Annotated in this window: 18 protein-coding genes and 1 tRNA gene; 4 read left to right on the forward strand and 15 right to left on the reverse strand. The window is 50.6% G+C overall.

Going from position 1 to position 16,646, the window contains the following annotated elements; translation table 11 throughout:
• Window positions 1–68: 68 nt before the first annotated feature.
• Both FBF27_04095 and FBF27_04100 read right to left on the reverse strand, forming a co-directional pair.
• The gene (locus FBF27_04095; protein QJU09560.1) at window positions 69–1,187 is read right to left on the reverse strand and encodes an ABC transporter permease; all 1,119 of its coding nucleotides are present in this window, start codon (window positions 1,185–1,187) and stop codon (window positions 69–71) included.
• Between the two features lies 1 nt (window position 1,188).
• Entirely contained in the window at window positions 1,189–1,953 is a 765-nt protein-coding gene (locus tag FBF27_04100) for an ABC transporter ATP-binding protein (protein QJU09561.1), read from the reverse strand.
• A gap of 156 nt (window positions 1,954–2,109) precedes the next feature.
• Between FBF27_04100 and FBF27_04105 the strand changes: the two genes are divergently transcribed.
• Window positions 2,110–2,766: a CHAP domain-containing protein gene (locus FBF27_04105; GenBank protein ID QJU09562.1), complete on the forward strand. Its 657-nt coding sequence runs from the start codon at window positions 2,110–2,112 to the stop codon at window positions 2,764–2,766.
• A 49-nt stretch (window positions 2,767–2,815) separates the two neighbouring features.
• On the opposite strand, the gene FBF27_04110 is transcribed toward FBF27_04105, so the two are convergent.
• The 7 genes from FBF27_04110 to FBF27_04140 all read right to left on the reverse strand — a co-directional run bounded on the left by FBF27_04110 (window position 2,816) and on the right by FBF27_04140 (window position 9,947).
• Window positions 2,816–3,388 (reverse strand): hypothetical protein, encoded by a 573-nt coding sequence (locus tag FBF27_04110; protein ID QJU09563.1) that lies wholly within the window; start codon window positions 3,386–3,388, stop codon window positions 2,816–2,818.
• A gap of 59 nt (window positions 3,389–3,447) precedes the next feature.
• Window positions 3,448–4,374 carry a magnesium transporter CorA family protein gene (locus FBF27_04115; GenBank protein QJU09564.1) on the reverse strand — a complete coding sequence of 309 codons (927 nt, stop codon included), beginning with the start codon at window positions 4,372–4,374 and terminating at the stop codon, window positions 3,448–3,450.
• A gap of 110 nt (window positions 4,375–4,484) precedes the next feature.
• A complete protein-coding gene (arcC, locus tag FBF27_04120) occupies window positions 4,485–5,438 on the reverse strand; it encodes a carbamate kinase (protein ID QJU09565.1) in 954 nt (317 codons plus the stop codon).
• Complete coding sequence (locus FBF27_04125; GenBank protein QJU09566.1) at window positions 5,438–7,024, reverse strand: YfcC family protein; 1,587 nt, start codon at window positions 7,022–7,024, stop codon at window positions 5,438–5,440. The genes arcC and FBF27_04125 overlap by 1 nt, the downstream gene beginning before the upstream one ends.
• A complete protein-coding gene (argF, locus tag FBF27_04130) occupies window positions 7,025–8,014 on the reverse strand; it encodes an ornithine carbamoyltransferase (protein QJU09567.1) in 990 nt (329 codons plus the stop codon).
• Entirely contained in the window at window positions 8,015–9,250 is a 1,236-nt protein-coding gene (gene arcA, locus FBF27_04135; GenBank protein QJU09568.1) for an arginine deiminase, read from the reverse strand.
• A gap of 82 nt (window positions 9,251–9,332) precedes the next feature.
• Window positions 9,333–9,947 (reverse strand): hypothetical protein, encoded by a 615-nt coding sequence (locus FBF27_04140; GenBank protein ID QJU09569.1) that lies wholly within the window; start codon window positions 9,945–9,947, stop codon window positions 9,333–9,335.
• A gap of 43 nt (window positions 9,948–9,990) precedes the next feature.
• Between FBF27_04140 and FBF27_04145 the strand changes: the two genes are divergently transcribed.
• Window positions 9,991–10,455 (forward strand): YbhB/YbcL family Raf kinase inhibitor-like protein, encoded by a 465-nt coding sequence (locus FBF27_04145; protein QJU09570.1) that lies wholly within the window; start codon window positions 9,991–9,993, stop codon window positions 10,453–10,455.
• A 20-nt stretch (window positions 10,456–10,475) separates the two neighbouring features.
• Here FBF27_04145 and FBF27_04150 read toward each other — a convergent pair whose 3' ends face one another.
• The gene (locus FBF27_04150) at window positions 10,476–11,744 is read right to left on the reverse strand and encodes a DUF4238 domain-containing protein (GenBank protein QJU09571.1); all 1,269 of its coding nucleotides are present in this window, start codon (window positions 11,742–11,744) and stop codon (window positions 10,476–10,478) included.
• A gap of 239 nt (window positions 11,745–11,983) precedes the next feature.
• Here FBF27_04150 and FBF27_04155 point away from each other — a divergent pair.
• Window positions 11,984–12,060, forward strand: a tRNA-Pro gene (locus FBF27_04155).
• 68 nt (window positions 12,061–12,128) lie between these two features.
• A complete protein-coding gene (locus FBF27_04160) occupies window positions 12,129–12,596 on the forward strand; it encodes an NUDIX domain-containing protein (protein ID QJU09572.1) in 468 nt (155 codons plus the stop codon).
• Window positions 12,597–12,696: 100 nt separating this feature from the next.
• Here the strand turns inward: FBF27_04160 and FBF27_04165 are convergent, their stop codons facing one another.
• From FBF27_04165 to FBF27_04185, 5 genes are read right to left on the reverse strand one after another with little or no spacing between them, the layout of a single operon-like run.
• Window positions 12,697–13,617, reverse strand: a complete 921-nt coding sequence (locus tag FBF27_04165) for a hypothetical protein (GenBank protein QJU09573.1) — start codon at window positions 13,615–13,617, stop codon at window positions 12,697–12,699.
• 48 nt (window positions 13,618–13,665) lie between these two features.
• On the reverse strand, window positions 13,666–14,277 hold the full coding sequence (locus tag FBF27_04170; protein QJU09574.1) for a hypothetical protein: 612 nt from the start codon (window positions 14,275–14,277) through the stop codon (window positions 13,666–13,668).
• A gap of 12 nt (window positions 14,278–14,289) precedes the next feature.
• Window positions 14,290–15,015, reverse strand: coding sequence for an amino acid ABC transporter ATP-binding protein (locus FBF27_04175; GenBank protein ID QJU09666.1), 726 nt, complete (start codon window positions 15,013–15,015; stop codon window positions 14,290–14,292).
• 40 nt (window positions 15,016–15,055) lie between these two features.
• Window positions 15,056–15,772, reverse strand: a complete 717-nt coding sequence (locus FBF27_04180; protein QJU09575.1) for an amino acid ABC transporter permease — start codon at window positions 15,770–15,772, stop codon at window positions 15,056–15,058.
• Entirely contained in the window at window positions 15,769–16,593 is an 825-nt protein-coding gene (locus FBF27_04185) for a basic amino acid ABC transporter substrate-binding protein (GenBank protein ID QJU09576.1), read from the reverse strand. The genes FBF27_04180 and FBF27_04185 overlap by 4 nt, the downstream gene beginning before the upstream one ends.
• Window positions 16,594–16,646: the final 53 nt, after the last annotated feature.

The following is a 16,646-nucleotide window of genomic DNA, read 5'->3' on the forward strand; positions in this document are numbered from 1 at the left end:
TAGAACTAAGTCTAGATTAACAGAATAAGAGCAGGAATGGTAGCTACCCTACCGCCAACTCTCAAATTTCATTCCCACCTAAACAGCTTAATCGCAGCGACATAGATAACGAGAGTCCAGGCAGCGACAGCACCGATTTGCGGCAGAGCCTCGATAAAACTGGCATGCTCAGTCATGATTAAACGGAAACCATCAGTAATCGGCGTCATCGGGATAAACTGGGCGGCACCGCGTAACCACTCTGGGAACATGTACAGCGGGAAGAATGCACCAGACAAGAACATCATCGGGAACGAAAGTAAGTTGCTCAGCGGTGCGGACTGATTTTCATTCTTTGCCCAGCCACCGATCATGAGACCCATACCTACCATCATAAAGGCCGCCAGCACCGCCATAAGGACAAAGAGCCCCCAATCGCCGCGCATATTAAACTGGAACATCAACATACCAACGACAACCATCATAGTTAGGCTAAGCAGCGAAATAATCGTGTAGTGAATCGCCATAGAAATAATCAGCTGGCCCGAAGTAAACGGCGCCGCACGCAGACGACGATAGGAGCCGCGCTGCTTTTCGGCTGGCATTTGGTTCGCTAAACCAAAGATACCCATACTCATCAAACTAAAGGCGAGTAGTCCTGTAAATGTATAGTCAAACGATTTCAGCTGCTCATCACCGACCGCTTTGCCCGCAGCCTTGAGCGGTGCCTCTGGCTGGCCCAGATGCTTATTTATTTCATTGGCAATCTGGTTCATCACCGCTGTCAGAGCACTACCAGTTTGCTCGGAGCCTTTGGCGTACAGTACGTTGATTGTGCCAGTCGGGCGAGCATCCCTGCCCTCGCCCTTAACCTCGCCAAAATCTCTCGGCAGCTCAATAATACCGTTCAATTCCGAACGCTTCATCTTCTCACGGGCCTCGTCCATATCCTTGACGTCTTTAATTTTAAGAATCGAGTCTTTGGCATTATCCTTAGCGCCCTTGACGAAGTTTTTAGCAAATTCTGTTTGCGAATTATTGATAATCGCGATGTCAAAGCTGGTCGATTGATTATTAAAAATCGAACCGAACACCAACAGGAAGATGAGCGGAAACAGGAAGGTAAAGAACAGCGACATTTTATCGCGGATAAAGCGTTTTTGCTGGGCGCGTACTTGCCCGAATACACCAGTCCAATATTTTTTCATACTAATCCCGAATCGCCTTTCCTGTTAAGTCAATAAATACATCCTCCAAATTGGCCTGCTCGACAACTTGCTTTTTCTTAAAGCCGCGCGCCAGTAGTTGCTGGATCAGATTATGCGGCGTATCAATGGTGATGATTTTACCGTTGTCCATAATCGCCAAGCGGTCGCACAGCAGTTCGGCCTCGTCCATATAATGCGTGGTCAGCACAATAGTGATACCTTCATCGCGAATCTCTTTGATCAAATCCCAGAGATTGCGGCGCGCCTGCGGGTCAAGGCCAGTGGTCGGCTCATCGAGGAACAGCACTGTCGGATTGTTGACCAGCGTCGAAGCGATGGCGAAGCGCTGCTTTTGCCCGCCCGAAAGCTGCTCGACGTAGCTTTTGGCTTTGTCAGTTAGCTGCACCTTGGCTAACAGAGCGTCAGCGTCAACCGTTTGTCCGTACAGGCTGGCAAACATTTTCAATTGTTCACGCAAGGTCAGCTTGTCGTAAAACGTTGTCGATTGTAGCTGGATGCCGATGATGTTTTTAATGTGCTTCGGCTGCTTAGCAACATCAATCCCGTCAATGGTCGCCGTGCCGCCATCAATCGGCCGGAGCGCCTCGAGCATCTCTAGCGTCGTCGTCTTGCCGGCGCCATTCGGGCCAAGGATGCCAAAGATCTCGTCTTTCTTGACCTCAAATGATACGTTATCAACAACATTCTTGTCATCGTACGTTTTGACGAGTTGGTCAACTGTTATGATTGGTTTGGGTTGAGCCATATAAACTCCTTTCCGCGCTCTGTTTTAGCACCGCATACCTTAGCGATAGAATGACTCCCTGCCAGCCTATCTTTAGTTAGTCATTATAACACTCTGCGTGGGGTATGCAACCCGGGAGGACTAGCCAAGCCGACACGATACCGTTATACTAACCATATGCCAAAGAAGCCCCACCTCTCCATCACGCAGCCGCGTAGTCGCCTCAAGAAACGGTACGTATTTGCACTGGTGCTGATACCATTAATCGCTGTTTGTATCAGTCTCGGTGCGCTGTATTGGCCAAAAATTACTCATAAACTTCATTCGCTAGCAGCCGCCGGTAGCATTGATCCATCGCACGGCGAGGCGACATTCCCGCAGATTGATACCACAAATTTACATCCGACTCGGCAAAAAATTATTAGCCTCGCCAAAACCGAGTTCGAAGCACAATCCGCCGGCACCAAGTTCAGCCAGGGCGTCCGTGAAGCGTGGTGCGCCGATTTTGTGAGCTGGATCATGCAGCAGGCGGGCGCGCCGCTAAAGAATCCGCACACTGGCGGCTGGCGCATCCCGGGAACGTTTACCTTACGTGAATATTACGAAGCGGCCGGTCGATTCAAGCCCATCGACTCTGGCTATCAACCGCGGCCGGGCGACGTGGCAATTTACCGCAATTCACCGGTGTTTGGCGACCATACTAACATCGTCCTTAAAAATAACGACGGCGTTCTGACCACCGTCGGCGGTAATGAAATGAACCGTATCCGCGTATTCACCAACCACGACAAGCGCTACAATGGGCTGCTGGGATATGGCGTACTAGCAGAATAAGCCTGGCCCGTCTGATGCGGGATCGCCGCTGCCTAACCGAGTCGCCGCATTACGCCGCGTGACTTGCCGCCAGCAGGAACGCCACCAATGCATCGGGCCGCTGCTCAGCCAGCCACGTTACGGCGTCAACGATAGCATCCTTGTTTGTGCCACCATTTTTGAGCTCCTCGAGGAGGCGCTTGACCGTCCGCTGCGTCTGGCCATCATACCGGTCGAGGCGCATCGCCTGAGTGACTTGCTTGACCTGCTCGTCGCTGAGAGCAACGTAGGGCGAGACCACTTCGTGAGCATGCTTGGGACTGCGCTTGGCGGCTTCGGCTTTGCGTTGGAGATTTTCCAGGCCTTCAATCGTTGCCCGCATCAAGGCCTCCGCCTCGTCCATGCCGCGTTGATAGGCCTGAGCAAATTCCTCGGAATTATCCCCACCTTCGGAAACAATCGCCGGCAGAAACTCGATCCGCATCACTCGGTGCATATAGGCGTCGCCCATTTCCTCACCAGTCGCCATCACCTCACTCCACCAGGCAACGAACCGCGAATTCTCAGGATCATGCAGCTCGCGCATAGCCGGTAGCTGCGCTAATTTATCCTTAAAAAAGTGAATTAGTTTCTTGATGTCCATGTCGTTTTATTATACCTAAAAACAATGGTAAGCACAAGCGCCATCCCCGCCCAAGGATCTCAGCGCCGCTTCAAAAAATAATAGCCAATCGCCAGTGCTGCCAGTGCGCTGCCGCCAATAACCACCCAAAAGGTCACCGGACTCTCCGCGGCCGGCAAGGGCACATTCATGCCATACAGCCCGGCCACCATCGTCGGAATAGTCAGCGCCACCGTGATCACCGTCAGCAGCCGAATCGTCTCATTCAACCGCGTATCCATCACCGCCCGGTAGCTATCACGCACATTGGTGATGGTTCGCAGCAGCGATTTACAACGGCTAATTACCTGTTCAAGGTCGATGGAAATATCTTCGACGTCATCCTTGTCGTCATCCTTGAGCCGCAAGCTGCGATTGGCGATCAGCCGCTCAATCGCCCAGTTCATCGGCAGCAAGGCATCCAGGTAATCATTTAACTTGCGCTCATATTCGGTCAAGGTGACGATATCACGCGCCCGCAAGGTGTGAATATCGTCAGTCGCCGCCCGCATCTGACGATTGATGGTCGCCACCCGCCGCTGGTACTGACTTGACACCGCCTCAATCATCGCCACCACCAGTTCAATCCGCCGCGATGTCCGCACTCTGGTTTTGTCGATAAACGGCTGCCACAGCCGACCCAGACTATCGCGCGACAATGTCACCACATACTCTTTGTGAATGCCGAACAAAATTGGCGTGGTAAAATCATTAAAATCATCATCCGTATCCGGCAGCCGGGCGATCAAGTACGTCCACTCATCATCAAACTCAATACGCGGTACCTCGTGCGGATCAAGCGCGTCACTAATCATGTCCTCGTCCATCCCCAGCGTTAGCAGCTCGGACACTTCCTCTTCGGTTGGCCGTTCGCAGCGCAGCCAACTGCCGCTACGCAATGTCTGAATCGGTGCGATCGCCTCGCCTGTTGAATGCAGGTATTCTATCATGTACTCAGTATAGCTCATTTGAAATATTTTGGTACCGGTTAGATGACAATAAGCTTGCGGAGGCCATCATCGAAAACCACCAGCCGAGCTGTCTGACTGGTGGTTTTGAGTGTTTATTTATATGAGAGCTAACTCTTGATGCGCGTACCAGCGGCACCGTTGATAGCGTCAGCGGTTTTTTCGAGCGAGGTAATGATCGCCGTGCGCCCCGAAGCACCGGCCACAAAACTTAACGCCGCCTGGGTTTTCGGTAGCATTGAGCCAGCCGCAAACTGCCCAGCATCAATATGCTGCTGCAGCTCCTCGGCTGATACTTCGCCAAGCGCCTGCTCCGTCGGCTGACCAAAATTGACCTTAGCTGCATCAACCGAGGTTAGGATCAGCAATGTATCCGCCCCGAGCGTGTCCGCCAGCTTGGCCGCTCCAAAATCCTTGTCGATCACTGCAGCCACGCCGCTCAATTGACCCGATGCGTCACGCAGCACCGGGATGCCGCCGCCGCCAGTCGAGACTACCAACACGCCGGCATCGACCAGCGCCTTGATGACGGGAGCCTCAACAATTTCCTGAGGCTTCGGTGACGGCACAACGCGCCGCCAACCACGGCCCGAGTCCTCGCGCACTGTATAGCCGCGTTCAGCCTGCACTTTCTTGGCCTCTTCTTCCGAATAGAATGGCCCGATCGGCTTGGTTGGATTTTGAAATGCTGGATCAGCCTGATCAACCACCGTCTGGGTAACGATGCTCACTGCATACTTATCATGTGCACCGCGAGTCGCCAGCGCATCGTGGATCGCTTGCTGCAGCCAAAAACCAATGAGACCCTGGCTCATCGCACCAGAATCCTCCAGCGGTAAGCTCGGCACCGCCTCAGTGTTAATCGCTTCCTCGTGTAGGACGATGTTACCGACCTGCGGGCCATTGCCGTGGACAATGGCTACGCGGTGGCCAGCTTGAATTAGCGGCAGAAGCTGGGCGATGGTTTCGTCGGCCACTCGCTGCTGCGCTTGAGACGAGGCCTCGCCCTGCTTTTGCAGGGCGTTACCTCCAAGCGCGACGACAATAGTTCGCTGCTGATTCATTAGGCGATGGCTCCGTATACCGTGATAGCTACGAGGCTAATTATCGCAAAGACCACCATGATTGGCATCGAGCGCTTCAACCATGCACGGTACGACACGCCGGCTAGGGCCAGACCACCCATCAATGAAGCAATGGTTGGGGCCATCATATTCAACAGACCCGATGCCGCGGCAAATGCGACAACGATGATCTCCTTGCTGGAGCCGACTAGGTCGGCCACTGGCGCGATGACTGGCATAGTTGCCGCCGCTAGACCTGATGATGACGGAATGATAAAGCTCATCGGCAAGTAGAAGATATAGGCGAGAATACCAACAAAGCTACCCGCACCCTTCAGGGCAGATTCGCCCCAGCTGATGATGGTGTCTTGGATCGCACCATTCTGCATCACCACGCCAACACCAGCTGCTACTGCGATGATCAGCGCCACACTCAGTAGATCGGCTGTACCCTTCAGGAAGGTGTCAACAACGAAGATTTCCTCTTTCTTGAATTGGCGATAATAAATCGCTGCGATGACTAAGGTTGACAACAGAAACAGGGTCGAGATCTCGTTGAAGTACCACTCACCAAACGGCAGAACATGATCGAGACCCAAGATAGCACCAACGACCGGTAGCCCTGCAAACCATTTATGGATATCAGCAAACAGCGTGATCCCCCAGTTGCCCCACGGGATCAGTGAGATAATCATCAGCAGGAAGGTGATGCCAAAGACCGCCATCACTGCTTTACGCGGACCGGTAAATTCTGGCACGTTGCTCATATCAAGTGCGGTGGTGGCTGGCTTATACCGAACATCGTCTTTATACTTACCAGCTTTTACCTTTGAGGCATATCGCATGGTGAACACGATAGCCGCAATCAAACAGAGCAGCAAAATTATTGATTGGAGACCCAACACATTACCGAGTGGCACGTCAGCCGACTTGGCAGCGATACCAGTCGAAAATGGATTCAAGGTCGAGCCAAGCACACCGACGCCACCACCGAGCACGATCACCATCACCGCGGTCATGGCGTTGTAGCCAGCCGCCATCATGATCGGCACCACCAGCGCGTAAAACGCCACTGCCTCTTCCTGCATGCCGTAGGTGGTACCACCGATAGCGAAGAACGTCATGAGAATTGGGATGAGCCATTTCTCCTTGCCCTTCATCTTGCGCAGCATGGCACCCAGTGTCGCATCCAGCGCGCCAGTCTTCATCGTCACCCCGAGGAAGCCACCAAGGATCAACACGAAGACGATGACGTCGAGTTTCTCGCTCATGCCCTTGATCGGCGCAAGTGCTGCATCCCACAAACCTTGGCGGGAGTCGGTGGTTGTCTCGGTGCCGTCATCGGCTTTTTTAGTAGTGACTTTATCAGTCTGTTTATACGTACCAGCGATGCGCACTGTCTTTTCCGCATCATTTGGATCTGGTTTTGTGTTGTACACACCAGACGGGATAATCCACGTTAGGACTGCCATCAAGGCAATCACCACAAACAGCACAGTAAAGGCTGAGGGCGAGCGCAGCTTTTTCTTAATTTTTTTCATTTTTTCTACCATGTCCGGAGCCTCCTTTACTCCTGTATTAGACATCTACAGCGTCAAAGCGATAACCGCTTTGATGGTATGCATACGATTTTCCGCCTGGTCAAAGACGATCGAATTTGGCGAGCGGAAGACGTCATCCGTCACCTCCATCGCCTCTAGCCCGAAATCGTCCCTGATGTGCTGGCCGGTCGTGGTCAACGCATCATGAAAGGCCGGCAAGCAGTGCATGAACTTGACTTCAGGATTGCCGGTGAGGTTCAGCATGTCACGATTAACCTGGAAGTGACGCAGCTGATTGATGCGCTCGGCGAACTTATCCTCTTCGCCCATCGACACCCAAACATCGGTGTAAATGACATCGGCACCGCGCAAGGCTTCCTCAAAATTATCAGTGATAGTAATCCGCCCGTGGTTCTGGTGCGCTAGCTCATGCGCGTGATGGACAAGGCCCTCTTCAGGGAACAATTCACGCGGCGCTAAAATCCGAAAGTCCAGCCCCATGATTGCCGAGCCGAGCAGCAAACTATTAGCCATATTATTGCGGCCGTCGCCGACAAACACCAGCTTGACACCGTGCAGCCGACCGAGGTGCTCCTCGATAGTCATAAAGTCGGCTAGAATCTGTGTTGGATGGAACTTATCAGTCAATCCGTTCCACACCGGCACGCCGGCGTGCTTCGCCAAATCTTCTACTGTTTTATGCGCAAAACCGCGAAACTCAATACCATCAAACATCCGGCCCAGCACCTTGGCGGTGTCCTCAACCGTCTCTTTCTTGCCAAGCTGAATATCGTCTTTACCGAGATATTCCGGCGCGATACCGAGGTCGTTGGCCGCCACTGTAAAGGCACAGCGCGTCCTGGTCGAGGTCTTCTCAAACAATAACGCAATGTTCTTGCCCTCATGAATCCGATGCGGCGTACCAGCGTACTTCATCCGCTTATACTCATTCGCCGTCGTTAGTAGCAACCGAATGTCACCCGCAGTAAAATCACCCAGTGTTAGGAATGATCGCCCTTTCAAACTTTGTGCCATTTATACATCCTCCCTTACTAGCGGCATGCTCATACAGCGCGGACCACCACGGCCGCGGCCAAGCTCAGCACCACTGACTTCGATAACTTCAACGCCATGCTCGCGCAGTTTTTGGTTGGTGACGTAGTTGCGATCATACGTCACCACCACGCCCGGCGCAATCGCCAAGGTATTGGAGCCGTCGTTCCACTGCTCGCGGGCTGCTGCGATCGGATCGCCGCCGCCACATTCAATCAGGGTAACGCTCGGCAGACCCAAGGCCACTCGCAAGACATGCTCGAGATCCGTCTCATGCGTAATGCGTGGGAACGGCTGCCCCTCAACCTTTTCCAATATGAAACAATTCATCTTGCCGCCACGATCGCGGATTTCTGGATGAATGGTAAACTTGTCCCGATCAATCATAGTAAACACCGTATCCAGGTGCATAAAGGCGTGCGACTTTGGAATCTCCATGGCAACGACTTTCTTAAAGCCAGAGCCAGCAAACAGTTTCGTCGCCATCTTTTCAATCGCCTCAGCCGTGGTGCGCTCCGATACGCCGATGGCCATCACTTCACTGCTCAACACTAGCTCGTCACCACCTTCAATTGAGAACTTTTCGTGACGATCATACCACACCGGCACATTCTTGCCGGCAAACCGTGGATGATGATCAATGATATAGCGCATGAACAGCGATTCGCGGCGACGAGCTGGCCAGTGCATCTTGTTGATCGTCAGACCATGGCCGATGGTTGCAGCCGGGTCGCGGGTAAAGTACAGATTTGGCATCGGATCGAGATAGAATGGATAGTGATTTTTCTCGATCATATTATGCAATTGCTGGTGCTGATCTGGCGGCAGCGTAATCTCATCCTTGCGCACACCGGCCATAATTTTACGCACCATCGCGTTCGTTGGTAGGTCCAGCAGGAACTGGCGCAGCACTCTGGTGACGCGGCGCGAGCCTTGCTTCGAATTTGCCAACATTTCATCAACAAACTGCTCACGTAATTGATCAGTATATAGCGCCTCGGTCACCAGCTGATCGAGATACAACACCTCGACACCATGATCACGCAGCACCTGAGCAAACGCATCATGCTCCTTTTGGGCGACCTGCAAATACGGAATGTCGTCAAACAGCAGATCAGTCAAGTAGTCTGGTGTTAAGTTTTCTAATTCTTCGCCCGGACGATGCAACAGCACCGCCTTGAGTCGGCCAATTTCTGATGTAATATGTAATGGATCCATACCCCCATCCCCTTTTTGTTTATGGTTATACTAATAATATAGCATATACTAAACAGAACACAAGTATCATTCAGGGGCTAGCTCACTGCCGAATGATGGCTAGCGACGACTCGACTGTCACCTGGGCCGGGTGGCGCCCCAGCCACTCATCGACTGCCCGCACCGCGCCCGGCAAGGCTTCATTAGCATAGTCATCAACGATGATGGTCGCTCTTTTCTGAAACTTGCCGTCGCACAGGCGAAACGAATCAGCAATTGACTCATAAAAATCACCGTCAAAAAACGCAAAGATGATGCCTTCTGGTGTGTCATCGACGGTAAGATCAGCGAACCAGCCCTTGTGGATGATCGGCAGTTTTAGTCCTGCTTTTTTGAAATTCTGAATGAAGGTTTTACGCGGCGCCAACAGTTCACCCGCCTTGAACTGCTCACCCGCAGCGCTGCTGTCTAGCTGAGTTTTTTCTGGCAAGCCCATAAACGAATCGTAAACATGAAACTCACCGGTAAAATTATAGGCGTCCAGCAGCCGCCGAATGAACAAACTAGTCGTGCCAACGTAACAGCCAAACTCGACGATGTTTCCTACCGCTCCGCTTTGCAGCACCTTTTCCAATTCTCGTAGCAAGACGCCGAGTTCTTTGGCGTCAACTTGATCGGAGATGATGGGGCATTTGGAGAGAAGTTGGTCGGTGATCATTGCTACTATTAGTATACCATTCTCTTCATGCTAAAATCATAGTATGAAAATTGCTAGCTCTGCGTTCGCCGAAAACGCTAAAATACCAAAAATTTACTCCAAGCTCGGCGGTAATCAACGTCCGCCACTCGAGATCAGCGACGCACCAACAGACGCCGAAAGTCTGGCAATCGTCTGCCACGACCCTGACGCGCCTGGGCGCGATGGATTTTACCATTGGACGGCTTGGAATTTACCGAGCAAAACCACTGAAATCACTGGCGAATCGCTACCCGCGGGCGCCGTCGAAGGTGTTACGAGCTGGGGCCTTCCTGGCTGGGGCGGGCCGCAACCGCCATTTGGCACGCACCGTTATCAATTTTATGTGTACGCGCTGGACACGACGTTAGATTTACCAAGCGACACCAAGCCCAAAGAACTCATCGCCGCCCTCACGCCGTACATCATTAGCCAAGCCGTGCTGACTGGAAAGTTTGGCGTGTTGGATATTTTGCGGCGGGGCTCGTGATTTAATTAATTCTAGGAATATTATGGTTTTATTATTTTAGATTTCATTTTTCTCTGATATTTTTTACTAGCACATTTCAAATGGGAATTGTGATATTTGGCATCATCTTCTTCATTATCCAAGTCTCCACTAAAACTTGCTGCTCGCCCACGACGTTTCGGCCCAAACAAGTATGCAAAATCTCCTTTAAACCGTTGAAAAGTGGCAAAATCATCCCCCACAGATTTATTATGCCCACTGTAGCCCTGTTCCCATGGTTTACGCCCATACTCATCAAAAGCATCATAAGTGTTGTCCTTAAAACCGATGATAGTTTCTGATTGATAACTAACGCCGCGGGGGTCTGGCATGAGCAAAAGGCCATTACCATATTTATTCCAATCCGACTTTGATACAAACTTTTCAGGGTACAGCCACTCCTCTTTGCCAGCAGCAATGTACTGAAATGCACGACTTTTAATTATAAAGTTTATTTCACGAACTTCCTGCTCGCTAAGGCATCGATGCGTTTGAATATCGAGATACTTAAATATCGCTGGTCGTAAAGGATTCGGATTGGGTCGTCGACCAACACCAGACTGATACGGATTACGCACCCAAGATAAATTAGTTAGTATTAGGACTTCATCAAGAGAGAGCGGAAACAAAGTATGGCTAGCATGAAGTGTTATATCTGGATCATTAAAACCACGGCACTGTCTGTTTCTTGGGCCAAGAAAACGATTATACACCGTGACAGGATGATCAGAGACTATGAATTTAGTATCTGATTGATCTGCATTAGCAATTTGCCAAACACACTCCGTCCAGATTGAACCATAAAGTTGCCGAAGCTGCATCATATGCCTCAATACGGTGTTCTTATCATCTGATCCTACCTGCTCTGCTAACCAGCCGAGACCTTTTGGAGTCCTTAATTTTTGTGTACTCACATACAACATAAAATCCCTAAACATGTTGTCATCCCAGTTAGGGTTTTGGTGATCATATTTAGCAAAGAAGTCGACAGCCTTCCTGCCATAATTATCGATATTTCCAAAAAATATTTGTTCAATATCGTTATACTTAACTCCATTAAACCATCTCGCGTACAAATCGTCCTCCTTAAAACAGAGACGAGTCCCCTGTTTTTTGACGGCTCGTGATGGACGAGATACTCCCTGTGGATCGATGAATGGCGTGGGCTTTAAATTGCGATAAAATAGCTCGTTATCAATCTGCCCATGAGGGATAAATCGTTTTTGATACCATTGTGGTACATAGTGGTTATTGACGTATTCTCTTGACATATACAACCCTCTTATCTCTACACATTGTACCTTTGTAGGCCTGAGAGTTAAACCCAATCAATATTCAGCAATCGCTCAGTAAACTGACTATTACAAAAATTAGCGCAGAATCAGTCTTGCTTCAGTAGTTCGTTGTGTTTGCCTCGTCCGATAATGTTGCCATCACTTCATCATCTCAAATACCCAACACTAACCCGATTGGACAAAATTACCCGCTCGGCTTATACTATTTTTAGCGTCGGGGTGTGGCGCAGCTTGGTAGCGCGCACCGTTCGGGACGGTGAGGTCGCTGGTTCAAATCCAGTCACCCCGACCATGGGAATTATTTAAAGCGTATGTTCACTAACGAGAACCTCTGGCGAGTATAAAAGCAAAGGAGGTTATATGCAGCGACGAGTTAATGTACGCGGAATTATTATCAACGATCAGGGCGAGCTTTTTTGCCAACAATTGACCGCCAATAACGACGCGGGGCGAGAGTTTTGGTGTGTACCGGGCGGCGGTTTGGAGATGGGCGAAAGTTTGCTGGACGGTTTGCATCGGGAGATGATTGAAGAAACAGGAGTCAAACCAGAAATTGGTAAGTTGTTATTTATACAACAATTCACCGACACCAACCCCTCGTCTAAACACGGCATTACCGAGCAGCTCGAGTTTTTCTTTTCCATCACCAACTGGCGTGATTACCAGCACATCAATCTGGAACAAACATCGCACGGCGTCGAGGAAGTAGCGGAGTGCGGCTTTGTCGATCCAAAAACCACGCGGATTTTACCACGTTACCTAACGGAGGTTGACCTAAACTGGCTGGTTAATGAGTCGACCGACGTTCAGATGATGAGCGAATTGTAACAATCCCACCGAGACTATTTACCAAAGATTTTACTATAGTCAGTTTTCGGATAATCTATCGTGCTTAACGTACCATTTTAGCTAACACCCCAATAATTTGCTACATATAGTCGCGCTGTAGGGTGGTTATTGCATGAACAGCCGCCTCCTTAAGTGCGGGTGAATTTTCACTCGCAGACACCACTTCTCGGTAACTGCCCAGACATTTTTCTAATAGCTTCCACCTATCGGCTGGAGACTGGTTGAGCTGATTCGCCAAAACTGATATAGCATCAATAAGTAACGACCGGAGGTCACCTTGAACTGATCTATTGATATATCCTTGCGCACGAAGAATATCCTCACCGCGATCAACTTGCTCAACATAACCACGAAAACTCCTCGCATATTCAAAGTCAATATAGCGAGTCACTGAATTATCACCATCAGAACCCGACAGCCGGACAAGATTACGCATAAAGGCATCCTTGTGAGCAATATGCATTTTATGCAACGCAGATAATGCCAAAAGAGCATCCATTAAATGCTGTTTGATATTCTCTGAGCTCATTTCACGCCATGCAAGACCCTCAAAGTTGACCGCTTTTCCATTGAATTGAGTCATAATCCATGCCAAACGGTCCTTGGAACCACTGGGCTTCCCTGTTATCATAAGTGCTTGAACTGAGAAGGGGGCCAGCCCCTGCGTACCAACATACTGGGTCATGGCGACCTCGGCAAGGGCAGTTGTCAGCGGAAGCCGCTTAATAGCAAACTCTTCCTTGGAGCCACTAACTGTTTTCACATCTACGGTAAATGCTCCGTTACGAGACGAGCCTTCACGTGATAAATCTCTGTGTGGCTCAGCTGTAGTGACAGGGGGAAAGTTCGGTGTAACATACAGCAATGGTTTATTGTCTAAATCAAGCTCTGGATAAAACTCCCTGGACATATGATCAACTTGCTCTGACATGTCAGGCAAAAACGGCCTTCTAGTTGTCTCAACCAAAAGGCGACATGCTGCTCCACGCTCGGTATCCATATTTGTGTTATAACATAAAATTATTATTTTGAAAATAGCTATATCATACTACCGCATGGCCCGAATCATCTGCCTCAGCTGCTCGACCGCCCGAGCGCGGCGTTCTTTTGTCCAATAGGTATCAGGTGTAGCCTTTTCGCCGTCAGCGGTAGTCTCCTGGAGGAAATGACCAACGACACGGCCGTCCTTCAGCGCCGTCACGTCAGGAACATACACTCGCGGTTGTCCGTTCTCATCGGTGCGAAGATGAGGCTTTAACTTCTCAACTAATTTTTTGTAGGTATCATCATTGGTTTCGCGGGCATGGCGAATGTCCAGATAGTAAATCTTGTCCAACCCTTCGGCTTTGGCGGCATCGTCAACTAGTGGCGCCAGCTGCTGACACCACGGACACTGCTGAAAGCCAAGGAAAATCAAGCCGCTGCCTGATTCAAATTTCTCCAAAACCTCACCAGCCGAAGCAAAGACGAAGCGATTGTCATTCACCACGCGAGAATACGCAGCCTTAAAGCGAGCAGCGTCTGATGGCTGCGGTGACGCTGGCACGTGCGAACGCGACCAGATATACCAACCACATATAACGATGGCAATGATGCCAACAATTACCGCGACAAGAAGCATACATGTGGTATAGTTCTTGGCTGTTTTCGCATGTTTCATCTGGACCTCCTGTTAGTTACCCTTGACGCCAAAAAACTTCCGCGCCCGCTCAGTCACCGGATGATCCATCACCTGCTCTGGCGGACCATTTTCAATGATCTCACCCTTGTCCAGGAAAATCATCCGCGTAGCCACTTCGCGCGCAAACTTCATTTCATGCGTGACGATGACCATGGTCATACCTTTGGCGGCAACCTCACGAATCACATCCAGTACCTCGCCAATCATCTCTGGATCAAGCGCCGAAGTTGGCTCATCAAATAACATGATGTCTGGCTCCATGGCTAGGGCTCTCGCGATAGCCACGCGCTGCTTTTGCCCGCCTGAGAGCTGCGAAGGAAAAGCCCCGGCTTTGTCCGCCAATCCCACGTCCGCCAGCAATTTCTTTGCCAAACGAGTCGCCGCCCGGTCAGACAGTTTGCGTAATTTCCGCGGTGCTAGTTTGATATTATCCAGCACGCTCAAGTTCGGGAACAGATTGAATGATTGAAACACCATACCAACTTTTTGGCGCAGGGCGTTCAGGTCGACTTTTGGCGCTGTCGTTTCCACACCGTCGATGACAATGCGCCCGCCCGTCGGCGTCTCTAGCAAATTCAAGCAGCGCAAAAAGGTTGACTTACCAGAACCACTTGAACCAACAACCACGACCACTTCGCCTTCATGAATTTCAACATCAATATCCCTGAGCACGCGGTTACTGCCAAACTGCTTTTTGAGGTTAGCTACCGTGATGATCGCTGGGCGCTCAGTGCTCGGCCGCACCACTTCCTTTAGCTTATTCACTGCCATCTTTCAATCTCCTCTCTACTCGGGTCATCACGCGGGTAAATATCGCAGTCAACGCCAAATACATCACCGCTGCGGCAAACAATGACTGAAACGCCGTGGCGGTTTGAAAACGAATATTATCAGCACCGCGCATGATATCATTCAGCCCAATCCAGCCGACCACTGAGGTTTCTTTCAACAGAGCGATGAATTCGCTGATCAGCGCCGGCAACGAATTTTTGAGCGCTTGTGGCAAAATCACCAAACGCATGGCCTGCCAGCGGCTGAATCCCAGTGAACGAGCCGCTTCCATTTGCCCCTTGTCGACACTTTCGATACCGCCGCGGATAATCTCGCCAATGTACGCACCGCTATTGATACCAAAGGCAATTGCTGCCACAAAAATCTTCGGCATGAATTGATATGAGCCAAAAACGACGTAGTACATAATCAACAGCTGAACCAGCAGCGGCGTACCTCGAATGATGTCGACATACACTTTCCCAATCCACGCCAGCGGATTCCAGCGGCTCAGTCCTTTGGCCCACGAGAAGCGCCCCAACAGCTTGAATGGCCGCACGTCCGAGGTTCGCAAAAGAGCGATAATGACACCGATGGCCGTACCGAGTAGCAGCGATAAAACAGTCAATACCAAGGTTACCTCTAGACCGTGCCACAAATATAGCCACCGACCGTCGCCAAAGATCACTTCCAGGAAATTCATGGTTCAAGCTCCTTTTTCTTCATCGACTCAAGCGCTGCGACGCCAAAATGCTTGCGGATAAGATTGTCGTACCGGCCGTCCTTTTTCATCTCCGCCAGCACTCGGTTAACTTTTTTTAGCAAGTCGTGATTATTGTTTTTGATGGCAATCGCATAGTGCTCGCTCGACAACTCACCCGGCAAAATTTCTAGGTCTGGAAAGCCAGTCGTGTATTGAGCCGCGGGCGCATCATCCAAAATAACCGCCTCGACGCCGCCAGCATTGAGCTCTGTCAACACACTTGGCGCGGTTGGGAATTGTGACACTTTGGCGCCAGTAATTTTTCCAGCCAGCGTATCGCCTGTCGTGCCCAGCTGCACACCAATTTTCTTGCCCGTCAGTTGATGTCTATTACGAATTGGACTGCCTTTTTTGACAATGATCCGCTGCGAGGCTGAATAATACGGCTCAGAAAATAACGCATTTTTGGCACGCTCTGGCGTCACCGACATGCCAGCCACCGCCATGTCAATTTGCCCTGATTCCAGCGCTGGCAGCAATCCGTCAAACGCCATGTCTTCAATCTTTAGCTCTTTATTCACGCTGCGGGCAATTTCCTTTGCCAAATCAACATCAAAGCCAACAACTTCATTGCCTTGTTTGTACTCAAACGGCTTGAATCCAGCGTTGGTGCCCATCACCAACACATCATTACTTTTACCAAATCCACCTTCGCGCTGCAAAATATCAAACGCCATAAAGCCAATCAACGCCACAAACAGCCCCAGGCCTATCCCCCAACTAATGCCAAACCCACGGCGTCGCGTTTTCGTTCTGTTCATGCTTATTTAGTATACGCGCTTTGAGAAGAAATGATAAGCCCCCAAACCAGCCC

The sequence above is a fragment of the Candidatus Saccharibacteria bacterium oral taxon 488 genome, assembly GCA_013100805.1.
In the GTDB taxonomy this organism is placed as follows: Bacteria; Patescibacteriota; Saccharimonadia; order Saccharimonadales; family Saccharimonadaceae; genus Nanosynbacter.

Coding starts and splice junctions, on each gene's coding strand:
- FBF27_04180 (QJU09575.1), bottom strand. CDS start 15,772: ATGAATTTCCTGGAAGTGATCTTTGGCGACGGTCGGTGGCTATATTTG.
- FBF27_04150 (QJU09571.1), bottom strand. CDS start 11,744: ATGTCAAGAGAATACGTCAATAACCACTATGTACCACAATGGTATCAA.
- FBF27_04125 (QJU09566.1), bottom strand. CDS start 7,024: ATGTCTAATACAGGAGTAAAGGAGGCTCCGGACATGGTAGAAAAAATG.
- argF (QJU09567.1), bottom strand. CDS start 8,014: ATGGCACAAAGTTTGAAAGGGCGATCATTCCTAACACTGGGTGATTTT.
- FBF27_04115 (QJU09564.1), bottom strand. CDS start 4,374: ATGAGCTATACTGAGTACATGATAGAATACCTGCATTCAACAGGCGAG.
- arcA (QJU09568.1), bottom strand. CDS start 9,250: ATGGATCCATTACATATTACATCAGAAATTGGCCGACTCAAGGCGGTG.
- FBF27_04165 (QJU09573.1), bottom strand. CDS start 13,617: ATGGATACCGAGCGTGGAGCAGCATGTCGCCTTTTGGTTGAGACAACT.
- FBF27_04105 (QJU09562.1), top strand. CDS start 2,110: ATGCCAAAGAAGCCCCACCTCTCCATCACGCAGCCGCGTAGTCGCCTC.
- FBF27_04095 (QJU09560.1), bottom strand. CDS start 1,187: ATGAAAAAATATTGGACTGGTGTATTCGGGCAAGTACGCGCCCAGCAA.
- FBF27_04170 (QJU09574.1), bottom strand. CDS start 14,277: ATGAAACATGCGAAAACAGCCAAGAACTATACCACATGTATGCTTCTT.
- FBF27_04110 (QJU09563.1), bottom strand. CDS start 3,388: ATGGACATCAAGAAACTAATTCACTTTTTTAAGGATAAATTAGCGCAG.
- arcC (QJU09565.1), bottom strand. CDS start 5,438: ATGAATCAGCAGCGAACTATTGTCGTCGCGCTTGGAGGTAACGCCCTG.
- FBF27_04145 (QJU09570.1), top strand. CDS start 9,991: ATGAAAATTGCTAGCTCTGCGTTCGCCGAAAACGCTAAAATACCAAAA.
- FBF27_04160 (QJU09572.1), top strand. CDS start 12,129: ATGCAGCGACGAGTTAATGTACGCGGAATTATTATCAACGATCAGGGC.
- FBF27_04100 (QJU09561.1), bottom strand. CDS start 1,953: ATGGCTCAACCCAAACCAATCATAACAGTTGACCAACTCGTCAAAACG.
- FBF27_04185 (QJU09576.1), bottom strand. CDS start 16,593: ATGAACAGAACGAAAACGCGACGCCGTGGGTTTGGCATTAGTTGGGGG.
- FBF27_04140 (QJU09569.1), bottom strand. CDS start 9,947: ATGATCACCGACCAACTTCTCTCCAAATGCCCCATCATCTCCGATCAA.